Source organism: Dysgonomonas sp. GY75, from assembly GCF_015234155.1.
Taxonomy (GTDB): Bacteria; Bacteroidota; Bacteroidia; order Bacteroidales; family Dysgonomonadaceae; genus Dysgonomonas; species Dysgonomonas gadei.
Genome location: NZ_JADCLQ010000036.1, coordinates 812,286 through 834,102 on the forward strand (window position 1 = coordinate 812,286; position 21,817 = coordinate 834,102).

Sequence of the window (21,817 nt, forward strand, 5' to 3'; positions counted from 1 at the left end):
TAAAATGAGAATAACAGATAATAAAAAGCAAGGTAATACCTAGGAATGATTGGTCTAAAAAAGAATATGCTATACAAATTATATATATGCATAAAAAAATAAGCTAATAATCAATGATTACTAGCTTATCTTGTCGGGATACCAGGATTCGAACCTGGGACCCCCTGCTCCCAAAGCAGGTGCGCTAACCGGACTGCGCTACATCCCGTTTTTTGCGTATAGCGGTGCAAAGGTATGACATTTTTTTATATTTCAAAACAAATAAAGAAAAAATTACAAAACATATTTTTTGTCACTTTTCAATCCTTTTATAAATAAGCATTTTAACACCATATAAAATAGTATAGATAAATTTATTCTGTTAAATAGTATCGGAAATATCAACAGGTGCTTTTTTTGTTTATTTTTGCATCTAAATCTCAAATCTTATAATTATGGTTAAAAAGGTATTCTTCTCTTTAGGGCTATTAATGCTTTCATTTTCAGCGTACGCGCAAAATCTTCAGTTGCATTTCGATCCGCGCCATGCATTACATGGAAACAAAATCTCAGATAAAAACTATTTCACAGCAACATTTGAAATGTTCAAACCGGACAAATGGGGTTCGACATTTATGTTTGTGGATTTAGATTTTAACCAAAGCCGGGGAAACATTGGTACTATGTATCTCGAAATTGCCCGCGACATTAAATTAGGCAAAAGCCCTGTTATGGCTCACGTCGAGTTTAATGGTGGTGTAGGAAAGGCCGAGAACTTCGGGTTCTCAATAGCAAATGCATATATGGCCGGTGCATCATACTCCACAATGGTAGGCAAAGCCGTTTTAGGAACATATGTTGTATATAAGTACAACGCCTTTGAGAAAGTGAGTAACGACGTACAATGGACCGTTACATGGGGTGTCGACTTGTGCAATAACAAATTCAGAGTTTGCGGGTTTATGGATGTCTGGACACAAAACAAGGCTAAAACCCATGCAGATCCCACCAGCGGCAAAGAGATCGTATTTCTGACCGAACCTCAGTTCTGGTATAATGTTAGCCCTAATCTGGCTTTAGGTAGTGAAATAGAAATCAGCAATAATTTCCTCACTAATAAAGACAAAGCGTACATCAACCCTACAATAGCCGCCAAGTGGAACTTCTAAGATTTGAAAAACAATGAAAAATCTCCTCGAAAAAACATTTAAACTAACAGAGAATAAGACCACCATCCGCAAAGAACTTCTCGCCGGGCTTATTACTTTTTTAACCATGTCATACATACTGATAGTCAATCCTAGTATATTATCGACTACCGGTATGGATAAAGATGCCCTGTTCACTGCAACAGCTCTGGCTACAATCTTCGCTACCCTGATGATGGCTCTCTATGCCAAACTTCCGATAGCGCAAGCTCCGGGAATGGGCTTAAATGCTTTCTTTGCATTCACCATCTGCGGAGTAATGGGATATTCCTGGCAATTTGCTTTGACTGCTGTATTCATCGAAGGTATCATTTTTATACTCCTAACATTTTTCAATGTACGGGAACTAATAGTAAAGAGCATACCAAAGGTACTGAAAGACGCTATACCTGTCGGGATCGGACTATTTATCACTCTGATCGGACTAAAAAATGCAGGAATAGTGGTTTCAAGCCCCGCCACACTGGTAGCACTGGGTGATTTTTCCCAACATAGTGTATGGATCGCCTTCTTAGGCCTGATTGTTACAGCCGTTCTGTTTGTAAGGAACATAAACGGTTCTATACTTATAGGAATAGTTGTGGCAACTATCTTCGGTATCATTCTGGGCGATGTAACATTACCCGATACCAGCATCATCAGCACACCGCCCTCTATTGCTCCTATCTTTGCCCAATTCGAATGGGATCATATTCTATCATTCAATATGCTTGTGGTGGTATTCACCCTCCTATTCGTTAACCTCTTCGACACTGTAGGTACATTGATCGGTGTTGTTTCCAAAGCAGGGCTGGCCGATGAAGACGGCAACTTTCCTCAAATGAAAAAAGCTCTGTTCTCCGATGCATTAGGAACTACAGTAGGCTCTATCTTAGGAACAAGTACCATTACCGCATATGTGGAAAGTGCATCGGGCGTAGCATCGGGCGGACGTACCGGACTAACATCTGTAAGCACAGCTCTGATGTTTGTTCTGGCTCTGTTCTTTGCTCCGTTATTCTTAATGGTTCCAGCAGCAGCAACATCTCCTGCACTTATTATCGTCGGGCTGTTTATGATCTCATCCGTTGCCAAAATTAACTTTAGCGACATGAGCGAAGGACTACCAGCATTCCTTACCATCGTATTTATGCCTTTCACTTATAGTATTGCAGAAGGTATTGTGTTTGGTATGCTTAGCTTTGCTTTCATCAAAGTTTGTTCAGGTAAACACAAAGACGTATCAACTACTGTGTATGTAATCGCCATATTATTCTTACTCAAAATAATTTTGGATGCATCTCATATAATGACCAATGCAGCTGGTTGAGCAGGCAAAATAACAAGATAATCTTTAGTCCCTCCCTTCTTTAACCGGATCGGAGGGACTTCTCTTTTCTACCGCAACTTGCGACTAAAATGCTTATCTTTGCCCTAAATTATAATCCCGATATGAAATACAGCGACATACTCCTCGACTTAGACGACACATTGATAGACACCATAGAGAATACCCGCCTCACATTAACAGAAATATATGATGACTATGCGTTCAGCCGCTACTTCCCGTCCTTCCATGACTTCTATACTATCTATTACGCAAATGTAAGCCATTTGTGGGAACTCTACGGCAGAGGACAGATTACCAAGCAGACACTGCAACGCGAACGCTTTATAGGCCCTCTGAACAGCATAGAAGAAATCTCCGAAGAGCAGGCCCTAGCTATCAACGACGACTTCATAGCCCGGATAATGAAAAAAGGCGTATTGGTAGAAGGCGCAAAAGAACTGCTGGACTACCTGCACCCCCGTTACAGGATACATATCCTCTCCAACGGCTTCACCGAAATGCAATACATAAAGATGGAAAGCGCCGGTATTTCATCATACTTCGATAAGGTTATCCTGTCCGACAAAGTGGGGATAAACAAGCCACACCCGGATATATTCACGTATGCCCTGAACGAAATCGGGGTTAAACCCGAAAACATCATAATGGTTGGTGACAACCTGTTTACAGGCATTGGCGGGGCCTACAACAGCGGACTGGACCAGATATGGTATAACCCCAAGAACAAGCCTTCCGAAGATTTCGAGCCGACTCATACAGTCGCCAGACTGGAAGAGATCAGGAACATCCTCTAAAAAACAAAAACCGGACGACATACACCATCCGGCTTCTTACTATATACACTAACTAAAATATATCAGTTCAGATATTTCTTCAAATCTTCCACCCATGCAGTAAGACGTGCATCAGTTTCGTTATATTCGTTATCTTCATCTAATGCCAGACCGATAAAGCGACCATCAATAACAGCATCAGACTCATCGAATGTATAGCCGTCGGTAGAGACCGAACCTACTATTTCGACTTTCCCTTTCAGTGCTTTGTAAATGTAATACATTGCTCCGGCAAAGCTTGTGGAGAATGAAGCACTGTCTCCCAGTGAGAATAGAGCAACTTTTTTTCCGGTAAAATCCATCTTTTCAACCTTAGGCAGAAGAACTTCCCAATCGTCCTGTAAATCGCCTACCCCTGTCGTAGATGCCCCGAAAATCAAAAAGTCATATGGTTTCAAATCATCAACACTCACACTCTCAGCATTGAAGAGTGCAGCATCGTCGAACAATGCCTGTATTTTTTCTGCTACCGCTTCTGTGGCCCCGGTAGATGACCCGTAAACTATTGCAATTTTGCTCATAACAAGTTAAGTAATTTATTAAATTGATTATCAACTATCTGGAATCATTCAAAATAGCAGGAGCCATAAAACTCTGTACTATCCCTCTCAAAGCCAGATACACAATAAACGCAATCCACAGGATATTGTTCGCATAAATATTTGAAAAAGCAAAATACAATACAAAAAATCCGGCAACTGCTATCAACATAGAATTACGCATCTGATGAGAAGCAGTCGCCCCCACAAACACCCCGTCCCAAAGAAAAGCAGAGAAGCCCGCAAAGGGAATCATATACACCCAGATATGAAATTGCCTGCTAAATTCTACAATATTCTGCTTATCGGTCAAAATACCCAATATCTGATCCAGGAAGAGGATATAAATAAGCGTAAAGAACGAAGCAATAATAATACCCCAGACAAACAGCCGTTTGACAAGAAATTTTAGCTTGATCCTGTCTTTTGCCCCTATAAATCTGCCTGTCAACGCCTCGGCAGCATAGGCAAACCCATCCATCATATATGAGAACAGAATAAACAACTGCATCAGTAAAGCATTGGTCGCCAGCACATCTTTCCCCGACTTTGCTGAAGCAGACATAAAGAAGGTAGTAACAGCGACAAGAGCCATCGTACGGATAAAGATATCGCTGTTGACCTTAAAAAACGGGATATAAGATGATAAATCTTTCAGCACCTTCAGATTGATATATTGTTTCAGCCAGCCATATTTTATATTCCAGAAAAGAAGGAACGAAAGAAAGCCCGTATATTGTGCACATACGGAAGCTAAAGCCACCCCTTCTATCTTCATCCCAAAACCATAGACAAAGGCAAAACTCAATCCTATATTGACTATATTGACTCCGATAGCTACAATCATCGGCATCTTGGCATTCTGCATCCCTACATACCAGCCATTAAAAGTGTACATCCCCAGAATAGCCGGAGCAGCCCAGATGTATATATAGAAATAGTCGAGGGCGTATCCTTTTACCGTAGGCTCTCCATTCAGCAAATAGAAACCCGCATGGGCAATAAAGTATTGCAGCAGAATAATAACAACGCCTGCTCCCATTGCCACAGCGAGTGAGCGAAGCAAAATATTGGTTTGCTCCTGATGGTTACCAGCCCCATATGACTGGGCCGTAAATCCGCTTGTACCCATACGCAGAAAGGAGAAACTCCAGTAGATAAAATTGAAGATCATTGTCGCAAGCGCAATTGCCCCGATATAATCCTCCGAATCGAGATGTCCTACTATATACATATCCACCATACCCAAAAGCGGCACGGTGATATTGGATATAATATTTGGAATAGCTAAACGCAGAATGCTTTTATTCATAATGGTTACAAAAATAGCAGGAATCGGTTAATAATAAAGAATGAAAAATTGAGAATCAGGCATTCTCTATTTTATCTTCTAATTTCAGCTCTTTAAAAAGTTGACAAACTTGACACTTTTTTCTATTTTTCATTATTCATGCGAATCAGTAGTTGAGATTTAATGTTGTATTTTTTCTGCTTCACTACGTTGCGCTTAAACGTTCATTTTGGCATTGCCCAAAACGAACCAAAAGGCTAGCGCTGCGTTCCTCGGCGACCCAAAACCGTTTTGACGGCTGAATCAAACAAACGGGCTATCGCCCCGTTTGATTCTACGCCGCCTGCAACGGATTGGGTACCCCGCCTGCGTCACTAATGCGCAAGGGCTGACGCACGTGGGGCTAAAGCATGAAAAATCTCTGTCTTGTCGCCGCATCGCGATTCCGGCCTCGTCCCGCAGGCGGGACACCCAATCCGTAAAGCGGAGGTGTAGGGCAAAATAGGATAGCTGCTATACACGGCTGATAATCCGGCTAGAGATGATTCCGTATTATTTTGCCCCACCGCAGCTGCGGTTTTGGGTCGCCGAAGGGATGCAGCCTTAATTTTTGTAACTTTTTATCAAGAAAAAGTTAAGAAAAACAAGCCGGACGGCGCGTTAGAAAAAATAGAACGTTAAAATTCAACTGCTGATTCGTATAATATGCTGTGTTAATTTTTATGAAATCAAAATACATTTATCTATACTGAAAAAACAGGAAATGAAGAAATAATCATTATCTGTTCCACCCTCGTAATTATCTAAAAAGTATGGCAAAGTATAGTGAAGAATTAGTAGATAAAGTCGTTTTTCTTATCGAAGAAGAGTTTTATACTACCACTCAGGTATGTAGGGCTTTAGGTTTTAGCAGGCAGGCTTATTATGGCTGGCTGGACACTAAACCCGGATTCAGGAAAGAGGTGGATATGGCCGTCAGTCGCCGTAGTGAAGCGATGCAGACAATGATGCTGGCCGCGCTGAAAAAGAAACTGGAGGGATATATGACGACCGTGGAAAAAGATATATATGTCCCTGATGAAAGGAATCCCGATGAACTGGTTTTCAAATCGAAAGTGATAATAAAGAAAGAATGTCCTCCTGATCTGCGGACAATAAAGATGTTGCTGGATAGGAACAGCCCCTCCCTGCCCCAAGGGGAGGAGATGTATACTACGAGAGATAACTGGGTGATTGAGGAAGAGACCGTTATAGATAACATAGAAAGGGATGTTGTAGAAGATGAAGAAAAAGAGGTTTCAGTAGTGATTGAGGAGAATGAAGATGTAGAAACTGCGGAGATGATAGAAAGACTGGATAAAGCCTGTGCCCGGCGACGACAAGAAATCAGGAAATCAGTAATAGTGAGTAATAGAAGACCGGTGTATAATCATGGAAAGAGAAGGAAGAAAGCGAAGAGATAATGAATAATGCCAATCAATAGTTCAAGTAACTATTGTAGTATAAAATTGTTCTATTATTCTATGCATTTTTTTCTACGCGCAATTAAAAATTGCTTGTGTTCCTTTTGGCCAAATCCCCAAAAGGAACCAAAAACGCTTTAGCGCCCCGCATCAAAGACCGACCCGTAACGGACAAAAAGACGAAACGGAAAAACTCGCTGGAAAGATCGTATAACCCGAATCGAAGGATAAACTCAAACACGTTTCCGTTTTTTTCGTCTTTTAGCCCTACGGGTACCCCGTCCTTGAAGCTAACGGCGCAGGCTGACGCATATTTCATTCTCGAAAGGGCTTTGCCTTACTAAGGCGTCAGCGGATGCGCATTAGTTTCGCAGGCGGGCACCTGTCCGGAGCAGCCGGCGTGGAAAGGGACGGGGCGATAGCCCGTTTGTCCCTTTCAGCCGGCAAACCGTTGACAGGTCGCCGAGGAACGAAGCGCTAGCCTTTTGGTTCGTTTTGGGCAATGCCAAAATGAACATTCAGACGGAACGAAGTGTAGTCGATAATAATCCAACCTTTTTTCAACTTATTAATACGGAAGAATTTTCTCAATTCGAATAAACATGGATGCTATTCTGTGCGGCAGGAAGATAATTGACGCCGATCCAGGTAATCATAAGTAAAACAAATGCGATTGGCAGCATCCATAAAATAAACTTAACATGATATTTTTGCAGCCGCATATGGATATAGACTAAATATCCGGCCGATGTAATAAACGCCCATGTCTCTTTCGGGTCCCACGACCAGTAGTGTCCCCATGCCTCCTTTGCCCATACTGCTCCCATGAGCATTCCCAGTATGAGGAAGCCGAAACCGATATATACAACATTATCCATCAGCTTATACAGGTTATCATCCAGCCTGTCTTTTTTCAGGTTTACCAACTGAATAATAGCAGCGATGGTCGCAGCCCCAAGCATGGCATAGGATAAAATATAGACTGTGACGTGCGGCACAAACCAATAGCTTTGGAGGGCGGGCATCAGATTGGTCGAATGTATTTCCGGCTTGAATATATTCACACAGACAAAAACACAGGCGACCAGACTGGAGAATGACAGCAGCCATTTATATTTCCAGTGCTTGTATGTAAAATAACCGACGGTCGCTAAAAAGAATGAGTACCATAATCGGGTTTCACCTATTGTACGAAGCGGAGGGCGTTCCTGTCCTATCCACAATCCGACGATAAATGCGGCAAAAATAGCAATGCCGGCTATCATCAATCCTTCTACGATAAATGTTTTCTTACATTTATATACCAGTGCCCCTGCGCTTATCCAGCAAATCATCGCAGGTATTGCAAACCAAAGAAATTCATCCCAAGTCATCTTCCGCCTTTCTTTTTTTGTTTCCCGACCATAATAAACATATCGAACCTACCGACAATAGAATAATTCCGGCATAGACAGGATAGAGCCAGGGGTCGTATACCAGTTCCATACTGCTGTATGTGGACATTCTGCCGGCCTGATTGTCATACCCGTACTGGTAGATAGTCCAACTGCCTATTCTTAAAGGTTTATTTACTTCCAGAACCGCGTGCTGTTCGCTTCCGTCTTCCATAAATACATCTATGTCCGACAGGAATCTCTTTGGCTCGGGTTGTGTCATTACAATACAATATTGAGAGTCGAGAGGTAATGTCATATATAACTGTGCCATATTGCCTCCGCATACCCATCCCTGACGCACTTCGCCTGTTTGCCTGTTCCTTGCCGATACTTTTGCTGCCGGACTGGAGCCGGGCATAGGCACAGCCTGATAAGTACTGTCACTGTTGCGTACTGCCTGATGAATATATTCTTCGAGCCTGATATCCCACTTATCGAGTGTGCCGTTAGGCATTTTCTCATCTATCTGGAAATAATCAGGTTTGTTTTTAGGTTGTGATTCTCCGCTTTCCCTGTCTATTATTGTAAGTTTGGGCGGGTATTCTTCCATCTCGAAATCGTTGAGCTGTATGGCGATGGGTAGTTCGAGCACATCTTTGTTTTCGCTATAGACACGCCATTCCACTTCACCTTCGCGGACATGCATTACATATCTTTTTATATCGGCGGCTCCCAGCCCCGCGGCAAAGAGGAGAATCCAAAGCCCTATATGATTGAAATAGAATGCATAATCCTGCTTGCGGAAAGCGATTAGCCTCCTTACAATCAGTGAACCTAAGGAAATCAGCGTAAGGAAATATATCAGCACGAAAGGCCAGCTGCTTGTTACCTGCCTGAAGCCAAGCACCGTGAATATATCTTTATCATGAGGGTCGAGACGTGCGAATTGCGGAGTGAGTCCCATTACAAGCCCCAATATTAATAAGGCGGCAATGAGGGTTACCGAAAACGGAACACCGGAGATCCATTGGTAAAAAGCACTTTTGCGGACGAATGAAAGTAATATGAGAAATGCGATTACCGCACCACCTAGGATAAGGTTGACCGGAGCCTGTAGCAGGTAAAAGTCAAACTTTCCTACTGTGATCTGAAGCATAAAACCAATGAAGACAAAACCTGCCACAAAAGCGATACTTTCTTTGTACCGCCACGGGAATTGCCACATTTTACGTTTTCCTTGTTCCATATGTATATGAAGAGAAGAAAGTGCCTGAAGTCTTTCTCAGACACTCTCTTCTTTTTTATTTACCGTTTGAGAGTCTGTTTAAATATTTGCTGTTAATTTTCCTTCTTTTTTAGCTTTTTCGAGCCATTGAGGAACTACTGTTTTTATCCAGTTGTCTTTCTTGTCTTTCAGAGTCTTCATATCCAAGCCGATGTATGCCTGCGCCTTATCTTTAGTAGATATATCCGGCATCTGCATATCGGTTACTCCGTGGCTGAACAGTACTTTCTGCAATTCAAGCTGGGCAAGCATTGTTTTGTCGAGGCTGTGAGCCAGTATCCGCTGGGTTTCCACCGGAGCATGGAAGGACGCTCCGTGAGAAGCTACCGCGAAGTCCCAGCGCCATTGTGCCTGACGAAGCAGTTTGAGAGATGCTGCCATTTCTTTGTCGTCTGCTCCTTTGTCCCATGCTGTTTTAGCCATGATGTGAGCTTTCGACAGTTCCTGTTCTATACGGTCACGGATTTCCAATGCTTTGTCCTGATATTGGTAAACATAGTTTTTCAGATTCTCTTCGCTGTCTCTGTGACAGGTCTGGCAGGTATTCGCTACATTTTTCAGCGGGCTCATCACCTGATGGTTCGAGTATTTTATACCGCCTTCCGACATGTATGGCATATGGCAATCGGCACATGACAGACCACGTTGGGCATGAGGTCCCAGCAGGAATATTTCATAATCCGGATGCTGCGCTTTCAGCATAGGGGTTTTACTTAATGCATGTGTCCAGTCTGTGAATTCTGCTTCATCGTAATATTTCTCCATCGCTTCCACAGTCATTCCTCCATCCCAAGGGAATGTCAGGTATTTATTATCTTTTGTAAAATAATATTCAACGTGGCATTGCGCGCAAACCAGCGACCGCATTTCCTGAGGTGTGGCCTGTGTGATATCTTTTCCCTGACGTTGAAATGCTTCTATCAATGCCGGACGGGTAATTGTCAGATTCATCGTGACAGGATCATGGCAATCGGCACAGCCGATAGGGTTTACTATCTCCGCTCCCCAATCGCTCCATTTGGCTTTATAATAGTTTTCAATGCCTTTTTCGTGCATCAGGCGCGGTACATCGGGGCTTTTACATGTCCAGCAGGTACCCGGCTGCATATCGCCCTCTCCGTTTTCGGGGCAACCCGTACGAAGCGTATTACGTACATCCTCAATAGCATGCATATGTCCTCTTGGTGCGGAATAGTCACGCGAAAAAGCGTATCCTGCCCATAGGACTACCATTTCGGGACGCGACTCCAGCACATCTTCGGGCATATTGCCCAGATGCTTGCTTTTGAAATCCATATCGGCAGTCTTTTTCCACGTATTATACTCTCTGGGATAGTTTATTCCCCATTCTTCATTGTGAGGATTTATCCCGGTTATCTCTACTTTTTTATTGTTGTACAGTGTAGCTATTTCGGCACGGCGTTCTGTTATAGAGGCAGCCAGGATGCCTAATGCAAACACTCCTACCATGACAACGGCAAATATGCCCCATCCGATAATCGGTTTCCGTTTGATTGCTTCTGCTAATTTCTTGAACATAATTTATAGAGTTTTTAGTTGTTTATTTTGTATTCATTCTCTTTTTCAGCCACTCCGGTACAGGTGAGGCGGGTAGAGGGACAATCGCGTTAGGCGAGGAGGATAAATTGCTTATTTTGGAGTGTGGTACTTGTGTGTGGCAGTCCCAGCATGCTTTACCTTTGCCTTCCTGCACGTCGCAGTAAGTTATCATACCTGTATTTACAAATTCGGTATTGAGTTGCGTGTGGCAACGGATGCAGTTGTCCATTATTACCCCGTAGCTTTCGTCGCGTGGACGGATTACCTGTGGCTCTCCGTTTATGGTAAATACGGCGGCATGGTAAAGCCCGTCTTTAGCTTTAAATGCGTATTTATTGAGGATGTTGTCCTGCGGTACGTGGCAGTCGTTGCAAGTAGCCCATTGCGCGTGTGAACTATGGTTCCATGACTGATAGTACGGAGTCATAATGTGGCAGTTGATACAGGCTGCGGGATCGTCCGAAAGGTAAGAGTGAGCCCTCGACATATAGACAGAGTATCCTACCAATCCGACTATAATACCACCTACGACAAACAGGGGTACTATAAACTGGTTGGGTATATGGCTCAGGATTTTTTTTATCATGGTATGCTAATTTAAGGTCACAGACCTATTTATTACTTGTTATATGAAAGATAAACAGCGATTTATGGTTGTATATTATTAAATACTTTCTTCTACTTAGTTACTGTTTAAATTTTCCTTAAAACGCAATCTGCAGTTGAGCTATTACTACATTAGAGTTGGCTGCATCCCATTTGTTCGAATAGTCCGAATACGTATAGTTGAGTTGTACCCGGCACTGAGGATAAAAATAGTAATTTATTCCGACAGTATAATCAATTACCTCACTATTAATATCTTTATTCCGGTTATAATAATCGGCTTTTAGTAAGGCGTTCAGTTTTTTGGGAACAAGGTAATATAGCCCCATAGCATAAACCCCTTCCTTTTCTATTCCGCCATCGTTGCCATTTATCCACTCTGCACGGGCATTGAAACGTTCCGATTTATAATCCGCGCTCACATACCATCTGTCGCGTACGTGGTCGGATGTCACCGTTTCTCCGGCTCTGGCATATGAGGCCTGTCCAAAGTAGACTCCTCCTCCGACCCTCAGCCCTTGTACGGGTTGGAGCAATAGCATTCCGGCAAAGTCCTTGGCATTGTTCGTTTCACCGGTGGTAACACCTGTTCCCTGGAATACCCCGGCAGAGTATTGCAACAGGTTATGCTTTTCCATAGGAAAAAGTTCCCCTGAAATCATTGCTCCGGCATCGCGCCCGAAGTTGTTTTTATTGTTTTGTTTTTTCAAGACATCGTCCTCACCGGCATATCCCACCAGATTGGATATGGTGCGGGAATAAGCTGCCGTTTCCAATGTGGCCGGTACATACTGGCTTTCCAGTGTGAACGGGCTCTTGAATTGTCCTACTTTGAAATTAAACTCTTTGGCTGCCGTCCATTCTCCCCAGAATTCCTGAACCGATGGATTTACCATCTCTAAAAGAAAACCGTAGCGGAACGAATCGTTTAGTTTTCCACTCACCGATATAAACAGATTCTTGGCTTTGAAGTCGTTGTGTATTTTGTCTACATCGGAATATCTGTACATGAATTGTCCGTTTCCTCCAAACTGCATATAAGGAGTATTGAAGGCTTGCCTTACTTTTTCTACTTTCTGAGGAAGGGTTGCTTTTTGTTCTTTATTTGCCGTCTCTTTTTTTATTTCATCGGCTTCTGACTGGGTAAGTACATTTTTCTCAACCAGTTTCTTCAGTAACTCGTCAGATTCCTGCGCATAGAAAGTGCTGAATGATAAGCAAAAGATTATTAAAACAAAAATTTTCTTCATTTCTATTCGTATTAGATTTGATTCTTTGAATATACAAAATATGTAAATTTTCTGCAAAAAAAGTGTAATAAATATTACACATTGAAAATGAATGTTTGTTACAGAGTAGATTTTATAGCGATCGGGATGGTATGTTTGCTGAGAAAGTTTATCTATATAATAGCTGATGGCTTTTTGTTATTAGCTAGTGGTTCTTTGAAAAATAATTAGCAAATCGGTATATTAGCATATTAGGAAATGAGGGAAAAGGTGTAACCTTTGTTACCTTTTTCGGGTTTATATAGGGATAATCCCTTGTGGTTACCCGCTTATCATATAACGGGCAGGCACAAGACCTGCCCCTACAAGAATGGTTAAAGTGCTACTTTTGTTACTTTTTATCTATTTATACAGATGTTACCTAAAACATATTTTGATAAGAAAAAAGAACAACGTAATTTTAGAGAAAGTTTATAAATGTTAATAATAAAAAAGCAAAGAGTATGAAAAAAGTATTGTTTTCCACTCTGATCCTATTCATTTTTATGTCGTGTACAACAACTAATAAAAACGGCTTTAAAGAGGCAAAAGCCCCGATAGCCGAAAAGAAGGAGCATCTCCGTATTATACACGGGGATACTGTAAATGATGAGTACTACTGGATGTATGACTTTTTTGGCAAAGGGCCGGACAGCACATTGGTTGTAGATTACCTGAAGGCGGAGAATGCCTATCTGGATACTGTAATGGGCGGTACAGCCGGTTTTCAGGAAGCATTGTTTAATGAGATGAAAGGGCGGATAAAAGAAACGGATGAAAGTGTGCCGACCTTCAAAAACGGTTACTATTATTATACGCGAACCGAAGAAGGAAAGCAATATTATAAGTATTGCCGGAAAAAAGGAAGTCTCGAAGCCTCGGAAGAGATATTGCTCGATGTGGATAAAATGGCAGAAGGTCATTCTTATTACGCTGTCGGTGGTATTTCGGTCAGTGAAGACAATATACTGATGGCCTATGGTGTGGATGAGGTCAGCCGCAGACAATACACTATCTACTTCAAAAATCTGGAGACAGGTGAGGTTTATAAAGAAACGATTCCGAATACAAGCGGAGGAGCTACATGGGCGGCGGATAACAAGACTGTATTTTATACGTCGAAAAATCCGGTAACCTTATTGTCCGAAAAAATCAAACGGCACACCTTAGGTACGGATGCATCTTCGGATGTGACTGTTTATGAAGAAAAGGATAAAAGTAATTATATAGGAGTGGGTAAAACCAAGAACCGGAAATATATCTTTATCCAGTCACAGGCAACCTTATCTTCAGAAACATTCTTTATTGAGGCCGATAAGCCGATGTCTGCCTTCAAATCATTCCAGCCAAGGATAAAAGATGTATTGTATGATATAATTCCTTTGGCCGACAGGTTTCTTATCCTTACCAATAAGGATGCAAAAAACTTCCGCGTTATGGAATGTTCATTGGATAAAACGGGGGTGGATAACTGGAAGGAATATATCCCTCATCGTGCCGATGTATTGCTGGAAAGTGTTGATGAATTTAAAGATTTTATCGTACTTGAGGAACGGAAGGAAGGTCTTATAAAGCTTTGTGTGCGCAGCCTGAAAGACGGGAAAGAACATTATATTGATTTCGGAGAGCCTACTTATATGGCTTATACGGCGTCGAATCCCGAATACGAAAGCAGTATCGTCCGTTATGGCTATACATCGATGACTACGCCGAGTTCCACATTTGATTATAACATGGATACCCATGAAAAAACATTGATGAAAGAACGCGAAGTAGTGGGAGGATACAACAAAGAGGATTACCAGACCGAGAGATTGTATGCTACGGCCAAAGACGGAACAAAAGTACCTATCTCGCTTGTGTACAAGAAAACAACAAAGAAAGACAGTAAAACACCATTGTTGCTATATGGCTATGGAAGTTATGGTGCCAGTATGGATGCTTCTTTCAGCAGCAATCGCCTGAGCCTTTTAGACAGAGGATTCATATATGCGATAGCTCATATTCGCGGAGGTCAGGAAATGGGGCGCCAGTGGTACGAAGACGGTAAACTGATGAAGAAAATAAATACATTCACTGATTTTATCGACTGTGGCGAATTCCTTGTGAAAGAAAATTATACCGGTAAGGAGCATTTGTATGCTCAGGGCGGTAGTGCCGGAGGGCTTCTTATCGGTGCGGTTATAAATATGAATCCGGATCTTTGGCATGGAGTGATCGCTGATGTGCCTTTTGTGGATGTGGTGAATACTATGCTGGATGAGAGTATTCCTTTGACAACGAATGAGTTTGACGAATGGGGAAATCCTAAGGATAAAGATGCGTACTTCTATATGAAAAGTTACAGCCCTTACGAAAATGTAGAGAGGAAAAACTATCCGAATATACTTGTCACTACAGGTTTACACGATAGTCAAGTGCAATACTTCGAACCAGCCAAATGGGTGGCTAAGCTAAGGGATATGAAGACCGATAATAATGTGCTGTTGCTGAAAACGAATATGGAGTTCGGGCATGGCGGGGCCAGTGGGCGGTTCGACTATCTGAAAGATATTGCTTTGGATTATGCTTTCTTATTCACATTGGAGGGAATAGATAAGTAGGATTATAAAAGATAAGCCCTGCTATATGGCAGGGCTTTCCGTTTAAAGACGGAGAGAAATATACCATCGGTATTCTCCGGCACATATTGATACTCCTGGTTTTCTGTATATAACAAAAAAAGAGCAACCATCCGGCTGCTCTTTCTTATATATTAAGCTATCGTATATTATGCGTTAACTTTAGCCATGTGAGCGATAAGCTCAAGCATTTTAGTTGAGAATCCCCACTCATTGTCATACCAGCTAACAACTTTAACGAAAGTTGGGCTCAATTGGATACCAGCTTTAGCATCGAAGATAGAAGTACGTGCGTCTCCGATAAAATCAGAAGAAACAACAGCATCTTCAGTATATCCGAGAACACCTTTCAATTCGCCTTCAGAAGCTTCTTTCATAGCTTTACAGATATCTTCGTAGCTAGTTTCTTTAGCTAGACGGGCAGTTAAGTCAACAACAGAAACGTCAAGAGTAGGAACACGCATTGACATACCTGTAAGTTTTCCGTTAAGCTCAGGGATAACTTTACCTACAGCTTTAGCAGCACCTGTAGAAGAAGGGATGATGTTACCGGCAGCAGCACGTCCGCCTCTCCAGTCTTTAGCTGAAGGTCCGTCTACTGTTTTTTGAGTAGCAGTAGTAGCGTGAACTGTAGTCATCAAAGCTTCAACGATACCGAATTTGTCATTCAATACTTTAGCGATAGGAGCAAGACAGTTTGTAGTACAAGAAGCGTTAGAAACGAATTGCTCGCCTTTTTCATATTTATCGTGGTTTACTCCGCAAACGAACATACGAGTATCGTCTTTAGAAGGACCAGACATAACTACATATTTAGCACCAGCGTCGATATGGCCCTGAGCTTTAGGTTTTTCAAGAAAAAGACCTGTAGACTCTACGATATATTCAGCGCCGATTTCATTCCATTTCAAGTCAGCAGGATTTTTTTCAGCAGTTACACGGATAGCGTTTCCGTTTACTACCAATTTGCCGTCTTTTACTTCAACTGTACCATTGAATTTTCCATGAACAGTATCGTATTTTAGCATATATGCCATATATTCAACATCGATAAGGTCATTGATACCAACAACTTGAATGTCACTTCTGCCTTGTGCAGCACGGAATACCAGACGACCAATACGTCCAAAACCGTTAATACCTACTTTAATCATTTTGTTTTTAATTTTATAGTTAAATAATCGAGTATATCCTATTTAAACGCTTTAGTAGGAATAAAATATTTATGTTATAAAACATCCTTTTTTAAAAGCTGTACAAAAATAACAAATTATTTGGCAAGAAAGAAATTTGTTAGTCATTTTTAATGACAAATTATTTGTTATTCTAAGTGATAATCACGTTTTTGCCTGTTTTGCAATGTCTACTTTACTATTTGATGTTTTTAGTTAAAAAGATCATAAAAATGCATAATCTTTATCTATATAAGAAACTCTTAGTATCCCGTTCTTTGAAAAATTGATATATGGAAAGCAAATATGGAATGAATGAAGAAAATATATGCAGAAGTTTGTCTACAGTTTTTTGGGGATAAATAATTCCAATCTCCCATGATTGTTAGCGGCAAACTATTGACCATAAATTGAAATAGTTGTTAACTTTGTGTCCAATAATTGTATTACATATAAATGGCAGATTCTCTTAAAAGGAAAACAGGTGTAGCTTTGTTCTGGAGCTTTATTGATAAAGGCGGACAGCAGATTATTACGCTGGTTTTCTTTTATATTCTCGTCCGTCTGATATCTAAAGAAGATATTGGGACGGTAAATTTGCTGGCCATCTTTACCATTATTTCGGGCATGTTGCAGGAGAGCGGTTATTCATCGGCACTGATCCGGAAAAAGGAAGTACATCCTGAAGAATATACCTCTGTTTTTTATTTCAATATAGTAATCAGTCTTAGCCTGTACACAATTCTATTCTTTTGCGCGCCTGTTATCAGCTGGTTTTATGAAAAACCTGTATTGACAGATTTGGCGCGTTTTGTATTCCTGGCCTTTGTCTTCAATGCATTCGCAATTATACAGAATGTAAATCTGGTGAGAGAAATGAATTTCAAGCTCAATACACGGATTACGCTTGTCGCATGGTGTGTATCGGGATTGATAGCAATATTGATGGCGTACAACGGATATGGAATATGGAGTATGGCTGCCCAGCAGGTTTTACAAAGTTTTATCAGAAGCTCATTGTTATGGATTTTTGTAAAATGGAGGCCAAGTGGGAAATTCGTCTTCCTGCATATAAAAAAAATGTCGTCCTATAGCATAAATCTGTTGATATCTGGACTGTTCGGACAAATATGTAACAATATATCACCCTTGATTATCGGTAAAAAGTTCTCTATACCCCAGGTGGCTTCATACAGTCAGGGCCTGAAACTGACAAATATACCGCAGTCGGTTATCAGTGACGGGATGCGGAGTGTGGCTTATCCACTATTGTCGAAGATAGGAGAAGATGACGAAAGAAGCAAAAAGGCATACCGGAAAGTTATGCGTATAACATCCTTTATCTCTTTTCCTGTGGCTATGCTACTCATCGTTACGGCGAGTCCGATAGTTTCTATCTATCTGCCTCCCGAATGGACGGATGCAATCCCCATATTGCAAGTATTGGCTATTGGAGGGGCTTTCTTGCCTCACTTCGGCCTTATTTCATCACTGCTCCAATTTAAAGGAGAATCGAAGCTACTATTAAAGATTGAAGTGTGTAAAAATGTACTTATACTGGTTGCAATCGCTATCGGCGTACAATTTGGTATACAAGGACTGGTAACCGGATTAAGCCTTGTAAATGTTCTGGCTTTTTTTGCAGGCATATATATTGCCGGAAAACGTATCTCATACTCATTTATGGAAATACTCAAGGATACGATACCATACGTCATTATATCAGTGGTTTCATTTACTCCTTTTGTACTGCTTCATATGACAGGACTGGAAAATGTATTTTTACAACTCATTATTCCCGCTATTGTGGGAAGTTGTGTTTACCTTCTGATAATGAAGGTCTTTGGCTCAGTTATTATGCGGGAAACAATCGATTTTGTGAAACTCTCTTATAATAAAACTTTTAAACGATAATAATATGCCTAAAGTTTCCATACTGATGCCTGTTTATAATGCCGGACAATACTTGTCGCAGGCCATAGACAGCATACGCTCGCAGAGCTTTAAGGATTGGGAGCTGATACTTGTCAATGATGGGTCTACTGACGATAGTGAAGCGATTATATGCGGCTATAATGACAATAGGATATATTATGTAAAGAACCCTGTAAATTTGGGGTTGATAAAGACGCTCAATAAGGGTATCGACCTATGTGGAGGTGAATACATCGCCCGTATGGACGCGGATGACATCTCTTTCCCCGAACGATTGAGGATACAGGCAGACTTTCTGGATATTCATCCCGACTATCTGATGTGTGGGACTAACGCCTCCGTTATCAACAATGAGGGTAAGAGAACCGGAAAAATAAGAAATCTGCCGGATAATGATTTTTTGCAAATCAATCTTTTATTCTCACCGCCGTTTGTTCATCCTACTGTAATGATTCGCCGTGAAGTATTGGAGAAGAACAGATATGATGAAGCATATAAGCATGTGGAAGACTACGAACTCTGGTGCCGGATAGCAAAACAGGGAAAGATCGCTAACCTGAAAGACGAGTTGTTTGCTTATCGCTGGCACGACAGCAACGTATCCGTACTGAATAACGAGATACAGGATAGGCTGAAAGATAAGATTATCTCTGATGAACTGGGAACATTGGATATTGTGCCTACCGGGCAGGAGTTGTATTGTCATAAAGTAACTTTCCGGCTATATCGTATGGGAAACCGGCAAGAGATATCCGTCTCGGATTTCAATGATATTTCTGCTTGGTTTTCGAAACTTATCCGGAAGAATGCGGTTGCGGGCAGATACAACCAAGAAGACCTGATCGCATTTCTTTGGGCACGCTGGATTGTCCTTTGTATGTCCGGGAAGAAGTACAGAAAAATGATACCTTCATTTGCTTCACTAAAACCATCTATATTTATAAAATTATTGAAACTTATACTATTCCTAAAGAATAAATGAACGAAACCGAAGATTTAAAAGCAATATACAATCCTGAGGGATCTGAACTAAGGACGTTACAGTTAAAGATGCTCGATATACTAGTTGTAGTAACAGACATCTGTGACAAACATAATCTGCCATATTGGGTCAGCGGAGGGACATTGTTGGGGGCTGTCCGTCACAGAGGATTTATTCCGTGGGATGATGATATTGATATTGAGTTGCTTCGCCCCGATTATCTGGAACTGCTAAGAATTCTACCCAAGGAACTGCCGGATAATCTCTATTTGCAAACACCAAAAGAGAAAAGCTACAGACTACTTTTTTCCAAAGTAAGGGACAGGTATTCTATTGTACATTCCGAAGAAGAGGATATGGCAAGGTATAAGGAAAAGGGAATTTTTATTGATATTTTTTCTGAGGAGAGAAGCTACAGATGGATGAAGAATATTGTAGATTTCTTTTATGGCAGGGCTTTCAGGCGATTGAAAAGAGGAAGGCCGTTCCATTCATTAAAGTTCTTCTATGAATATGCCACTTCGTTAGTCTTATATCCTATAGGAGTCCTGCTTATATGGATTGCCAGAGGAATATGTGCTATTACCAAACCGGATAATATATTACATAGCTATGGCATAGGGAACTCAACCAACCATAATGCCAGATATATGTTCCCTGTGGAAAAGGTCACATTCGAAGGCAAGGAGTTTTCCGCCCCGAAAGAAGTGGATACATACTTGAGAAAACAATACGGAGATTATATGACCGTTCCCCCTAAGGAGAAGCGTGCCACACATTTCTTAAAGGTAGAATATCTCTGATATTATCAGATACCCATCTCTTTAAATAACTTCGCTTCGCGTTGTTTGGCCTTCTCTATCGAAGCCGGATTCTTCGAATCAATACCGTATTTGGCTGGGGCAGGTATAATCAGCTTTGTCCCGAGTGCGATATTATTCGCGTTTTTGATAACGCTCTTGTTTTCTTCATAGATATAGACCCAAAAAGATTTATGACCGTAGTATCCCAGTGCTATGTTCCGAAGAGTATGACCACTTCGTATAGTTTCTGTAGCCAGAGGTTTGGAAGAATCTTTAACCGGCTGGGCGGTAACCTTTACGTCTTCATTCTTTGGCTCGGTTTTCGGCATTTTTGTTTCCTGCTGAGGCTCTTTCTTTGTTTCCTGAGCAATGCCTTGTATTTGTGTCGAATCTTGTTTCTGCGCCAGTGAATCGACTGGTGATTTCTTATCAAAAACAATTACTACTTTTTTGCTCTTATCCACAGGAGGTTGTCCTGTTAAAAATCCTGCCAGTTCCTGAAAATAGTATCCGCCAATAGCAAACGCCGCTAAAATAAGAAGTATAACAAAAGCCAAAGAGATAAAGCGTCTGCGCTTAGACTTCTTTCTGTGATTGTAGAACATAGACTCAATGTCTGTACTGGCAGAAGGAGTCTTGAAGGGCGCAACTGTTTCTTCATGAATTATTCCGGGAGCGTTTGCTACGGTGTTTTCTTCTTCGGTATCTATTTCAGCCTCTGCTTTAGCTTCTGTTATGGCAGACTCTGCTTCTGCCTCGGTTTCTATCTCCGGATCAGGAGTTCCTTCTACTATTTCATTTGCTTCGATAGCTTTTTCCGCTGATTCCTCAGGAACATTGATATATTCTGTAATTTCTTCTTCGATGGAGCTTGTATCAGTGCTATCGTCCAGCTCTTCGGTAATATCCTCTTCGGTTTCGCTTTCTACATTTTCGAAAGAAACCCCATCTTCAAGGACAACACTCTCGAAATGAGCGAAAGGCTTATTGATAGCTTCTTTTAGTGATTTATCGGGAGTGAAGCTAAGTTTGTAATGAGCCGGAATCTCAATTGCTTCCCCTGTATTTACATCCACACTTTTACGTGCGTTCACCTTAACCAGTTTAAATACACCGAAGTCCTTTATCCGTACCGAATCATTGCTCTCTATACTCTCTGAGATAACAGCAATGAGTTCCCGTAAAAAGGTTTCTGCCTCCTTTTTCGCTATTCCCTGTTTTTTTGCCAGAAGGTCAATTAAATCCTGTAGACTAAGCCGTTCATTCATTTACTTCCAGATTTTTAAGGTTATCTTTTATTGTTTGTCCGGGACGAAATGCCAATGAGATTTTAGGAGGAACAAGGAAACGCTGTTTTGATACAGGGTTAACGGATATCCGTTCTCCTTTTTTCTTTGTTTCAAAAAGACCGAACCCCTGAATATTAATAGAGTTCCCATCTTCAAGATTGCTATTAATTATGGAAACAGTAGCTTCCAATACTTCGGAAGTCTGTCGTTGAGTCCACCCTAACCGTTTAGCCAATGCAGCTATTAATTCCTGGTTTGTCATAGCATTTGTATTTAG

General features: G+C 41.3%; 20 protein-coding genes and 1 tRNA gene. 9 read left to right on the forward strand and 12 right to left on the reverse strand.

Features of this window, described 5'->3' with window-relative positions; all coding sequences use genetic code 11:
• Nucleotides 1-133: 133 nt before the first annotated feature.
• Nucleotides 134-208 (reverse strand) — tRNA-Pro (locus IR083_RS15345).
• Between the two features lie 226 nt (nt 209-434).
• On the opposite strand from IR083_RS15345, the gene IR083_RS15350 reads away from it, so the two are divergent.
• The 3 genes from IR083_RS15350 to IR083_RS15360 all read left to right on the forward strand — a co-directional run bounded on the left by IR083_RS15350 (nt 435) and on the right by IR083_RS15360 (nt 3,311).
• Nucleotides 435-1,148, forward strand: a complete 714-nt coding sequence (locus IR083_RS15350; protein ID WP_006801289.1) for a DUF5020 family protein — start codon at nt 435-437, stop codon at nt 1,146-1,148.
• A 13-nt stretch (nt 1,149-1,161) separates the two neighbouring features.
• Nucleotides 1,162-2,496, forward strand: a complete 1,335-nt coding sequence (locus IR083_RS15355) for an NCS2 family permease (RefSeq protein WP_194224980.1) — start codon at nt 1,162-1,164, stop codon at nt 2,494-2,496.
• Between the two features lie 122 nt (nt 2,497-2,618).
• A complete protein-coding gene (locus tag IR083_RS15360; RefSeq protein ID WP_194224981.1) occupies nt 2,619-3,311 on the forward strand; it encodes a YjjG family noncanonical pyrimidine nucleotidase in 693 nt (230 codons plus the stop codon).
• Between the two features lie 62 nt (nt 3,312-3,373).
• On the opposite strand, the gene IR083_RS15365 is transcribed toward IR083_RS15360, so the two are convergent.
• Together IR083_RS15365 and IR083_RS15370 are read right to left on the reverse strand one after the other, a co-directional pair.
• The gene (locus tag IR083_RS15365) at nt 3,374-3,871 is read right to left on the reverse strand and encodes a flavodoxin (protein WP_006801292.1); all 498 of its coding nucleotides are present in this window, start codon (nt 3,869-3,871) and stop codon (nt 3,374-3,376) included.
• A 34-nt stretch (nt 3,872-3,905) separates the two neighbouring features.
• A complete protein-coding gene (locus tag IR083_RS15370; RefSeq protein ID WP_194224982.1) occupies nt 3,906-5,201 on the reverse strand; it encodes an MATE family efflux transporter in 1,296 nt (431 codons plus the stop codon).
• Nucleotides 5,202-5,992: 791 nt separating this feature from the next.
• Between IR083_RS15370 and IR083_RS15375 the strand changes: the two genes are divergently transcribed.
• Nucleotides 5,993-6,643, forward strand: a complete 651-nt coding sequence (locus IR083_RS15375) for a hypothetical protein (protein WP_194224983.1) — start codon at nt 5,993-5,995, stop codon at nt 6,641-6,643.
• An 82-nt stretch (nt 6,644-6,725) separates the two neighbouring features.
• Here the strand turns inward: IR083_RS15375 and IR083_RS15380 are convergent, their stop codons facing one another.
• Complete coding sequence (locus IR083_RS15380) at nt 6,726-6,962, reverse strand: hypothetical protein (RefSeq protein WP_194224984.1); 237 nt, start codon at nt 6,960-6,962, stop codon at nt 6,726-6,728.
• A 36-nt stretch (nt 6,963-6,998) separates the two neighbouring features.
• Here IR083_RS15380 and IR083_RS24810 point away from each other — a divergent pair, with 36 nt between their 5' ends.
• Nucleotides 6,999-7,124: a hypothetical protein gene (locus tag IR083_RS24810; RefSeq protein ID WP_262893173.1), complete on the forward strand. Its 126-nt coding sequence runs from the start codon at nt 6,999-7,001 to the stop codon at nt 7,122-7,124.
• 106 nt (nt 7,125-7,230) lie between these two features.
• On the opposite strand, the gene ccsA is transcribed toward IR083_RS24810, so the two are convergent.
• The 5 genes from ccsA to IR083_RS15405 all read right to left on the reverse strand — a co-directional run bounded on the left by ccsA (nt 7,231) and on the right by IR083_RS15405 (nt 12,720).
• Nucleotides 7,231-8,016 carry a cytochrome c biogenesis protein CcsA gene (gene ccsA / locus IR083_RS15385; RefSeq protein ID WP_194224985.1) on the reverse strand — a complete coding sequence of 262 codons (786 nt, stop codon included), beginning with the start codon at nt 8,014-8,016 and terminating at the stop codon, nt 7,231-7,233.
• A complete protein-coding gene (locus tag IR083_RS15390; protein ID WP_242052430.1) occupies nt 8,003-9,265 on the reverse strand; it encodes a cytochrome c biogenesis protein ResB in 1,263 nt (420 codons plus the stop codon). The genes ccsA and IR083_RS15390 overlap by 14 nt, the downstream gene beginning before the upstream one ends.
• A gap of 78 nt (nt 9,266-9,343) precedes the next feature.
• Entirely contained in the window at nt 9,344-10,843 is a 1,500-nt protein-coding gene (gene nrfA / locus IR083_RS15395) for an ammonia-forming cytochrome c nitrite reductase (RefSeq protein ID WP_410492883.1), read from the reverse strand.
• Between the two features lie 22 nt (nt 10,844-10,865).
• Complete coding sequence (gene nrfH, locus IR083_RS15400) at nt 10,866-11,450, reverse strand: cytochrome c nitrite reductase small subunit (RefSeq protein ID WP_194224986.1); 585 nt, start codon at nt 11,448-11,450, stop codon at nt 10,866-10,868.
• 118 nt (nt 11,451-11,568) lie between these two features.
• Entirely contained in the window at nt 11,569-12,720 is a 1,152-nt protein-coding gene (locus IR083_RS15405) for a porin (RefSeq protein WP_194224987.1), read from the reverse strand.
• Nucleotides 12,721-13,202: 482 nt separating this feature from the next.
• On the opposite strand from IR083_RS15405, the gene IR083_RS15410 reads away from it, so the two are divergent.
• Complete coding sequence (locus tag IR083_RS15410; protein WP_194224988.1) at nt 13,203-15,341, forward strand: S9 family peptidase; 2,139 nt, start codon at nt 13,203-13,205, stop codon at nt 15,339-15,341.
• Nucleotides 15,342-15,508: 167 nt separating this feature from the next.
• Here the strand turns inward: IR083_RS15410 and gap are convergent, their stop codons facing one another.
• The gene (gene gap, locus IR083_RS15415) at nt 15,509-16,513 is read right to left on the reverse strand and encodes a type I glyceraldehyde-3-phosphate dehydrogenase (RefSeq protein WP_006801304.1); all 1,005 of its coding nucleotides are present in this window, start codon (nt 16,511-16,513) and stop codon (nt 15,509-15,511) included.
• Between the two features lie 474 nt (nt 16,514-16,987).
• On the opposite strand from gap, the gene IR083_RS15420 reads away from it, so the two are divergent.
• Genes IR083_RS15420 through IR083_RS15430 form a run of 3 tightly spaced genes read left to right on the forward strand, consistent with a single transcriptional unit; the run spans nt 16,988 to nt 20,251 of the window.
• Nucleotides 16,988-18,445, forward strand: coding sequence for a lipopolysaccharide biosynthesis protein (locus tag IR083_RS15420; RefSeq protein WP_194224989.1), 1,458 nt, complete (start codon nt 16,988-16,990; stop codon nt 18,443-18,445).
• A 4-nt stretch (nt 18,446-18,449) separates the two neighbouring features.
• Nucleotides 18,450-19,448, forward strand: coding sequence for a glycosyltransferase family 2 protein (locus IR083_RS15425; protein WP_194224990.1), 999 nt, complete (start codon nt 18,450-18,452; stop codon nt 19,446-19,448).
• Nucleotides 19,445-20,251 (forward strand): phosphorylcholine transferase LicD, encoded by an 807-nt coding sequence (locus tag IR083_RS15430; RefSeq protein ID WP_194224991.1) that lies wholly within the window; start codon nt 19,445-19,447, stop codon nt 20,249-20,251. The genes IR083_RS15425 and IR083_RS15430 overlap by 4 nt, the downstream gene beginning before the upstream one ends.
• A gap of 5 nt (nt 20,252-20,256) precedes the next feature.
• On the opposite strand, the gene IR083_RS15435 is transcribed toward IR083_RS15430, so the two are convergent.
• Both IR083_RS15435 and IR083_RS15440 read right to left on the reverse strand, forming a co-directional pair.
• Nucleotides 20,257-21,519 carry an HU family DNA-binding protein gene (locus IR083_RS15435; protein WP_194224992.1) on the reverse strand — a complete coding sequence of 421 codons (1,263 nt, stop codon included), beginning with the start codon at nt 21,517-21,519 and terminating at the stop codon, nt 20,257-20,259.
• Nucleotides 21,512-21,802 (reverse strand): HU family DNA-binding protein, encoded by a 291-nt coding sequence (locus IR083_RS15440; protein ID WP_006801309.1) that lies wholly within the window; start codon nt 21,800-21,802, stop codon nt 21,512-21,514. Before IR083_RS15440 ends, IR083_RS15435 begins: the two co-directional genes overlap by 8 nt.
• Between the last annotated feature and the right edge of the window lie 15 nt (nt 21,803-21,817).

Coding starts and splice junctions, on each gene's coding strand:
- IR083_RS15350 (WP_006801289.1), top strand. CDS start 435: ATGGTTAAAAAGGTATTCTTCTCTTTAGGGCTATTAATGCTTTCATTT.
- IR083_RS15355 (WP_194224980.1), top strand. CDS start 1,162: ATGAAAAATCTCCTCGAAAAAACATTTAAACTAACAGAGAATAAGACC.
- IR083_RS15360 (WP_194224981.1), top strand. CDS start 2,619: ATGAAATACAGCGACATACTCCTCGACTTAGACGACACATTGATAGAC.
- IR083_RS15365 (WP_006801292.1), bottom strand. CDS start 3,871: ATGAGCAAAATTGCAATAGTTTACGGGTCATCTACCGGGGCCACAGAA.
- IR083_RS15370 (WP_194224982.1), bottom strand. CDS start 5,201: ATGAATAAAAGCATTCTGCGTTTAGCTATTCCAAATATTATATCCAAT.
- IR083_RS15375 (WP_194224983.1), top strand. CDS start 5,993: ATGGCAAAGTATAGTGAAGAATTAGTAGATAAAGTCGTTTTTCTTATC.
- IR083_RS15380 (WP_194224984.1), bottom strand. CDS start 6,962: ATGAAATATGCGTCAGCCTGCGCCGTTAGCTTCAAGGACGGGGTACCC.
- IR083_RS24810 (WP_262893173.1), top strand. CDS start 6,999: ATGCGCATTAGTTTCGCAGGCGGGCACCTGTCCGGAGCAGCCGGCGTG.
- ccsA (WP_194224985.1), bottom strand. CDS start 8,016: ATGACTTGGGATGAATTTCTTTGGTTTGCAATACCTGCGATGATTTGC.
- IR083_RS15390 (WP_242052430.1), bottom strand. CDS start 9,265: ATGGAACAAGGAAAACGTAAAATGTGGCAATTCCCGTGGCGGTACAAA.
- nrfA (WP_410492883.1), bottom strand. CDS start 10,843: ATGTTCAAGAAATTAGCAGAAGCAATCAAACGGAAACCGATTATCGGA.
- nrfH (WP_194224986.1), bottom strand. CDS start 11,450: ATGATAAAAAAAATCCTGAGCCATATACCCAACCAGTTTATAGTACCC.
- IR083_RS15405 (WP_194224987.1), bottom strand. CDS start 12,720: ATGAAGAAAATTTTTGTTTTAATAATCTTTTGCTTATCATTCAGCACT.
- IR083_RS15410 (WP_194224988.1), top strand. CDS start 13,203: ATGAAAAAAGTATTGTTTTCCACTCTGATCCTATTCATTTTTATGTCG.
- gap (WP_006801304.1), bottom strand. CDS start 16,513: ATGATTAAAGTAGGTATTAACGGTTTTGGACGTATTGGTCGTCTGGTA.
- IR083_RS15420 (WP_194224989.1), top strand. CDS start 16,988: ATGGCAGATTCTCTTAAAAGGAAAACAGGTGTAGCTTTGTTCTGGAGC.
- IR083_RS15425 (WP_194224990.1), top strand. CDS start 18,450: ATGCCTAAAGTTTCCATACTGATGCCTGTTTATAATGCCGGACAATAC.
- IR083_RS15430 (WP_194224991.1), top strand. CDS start 19,445: ATGAACGAAACCGAAGATTTAAAAGCAATATACAATCCTGAGGGATCT.
- IR083_RS15435 (WP_194224992.1), bottom strand. CDS start 21,519: ATGAATGAACGGCTTAGTCTACAGGATTTAATTGACCTTCTGGCAAAA.
- IR083_RS15440 (WP_006801309.1), bottom strand. CDS start 21,802: ATGACAAACCAGGAATTAATAGCTGCATTGGCTAAACGGTTAGGGTGG.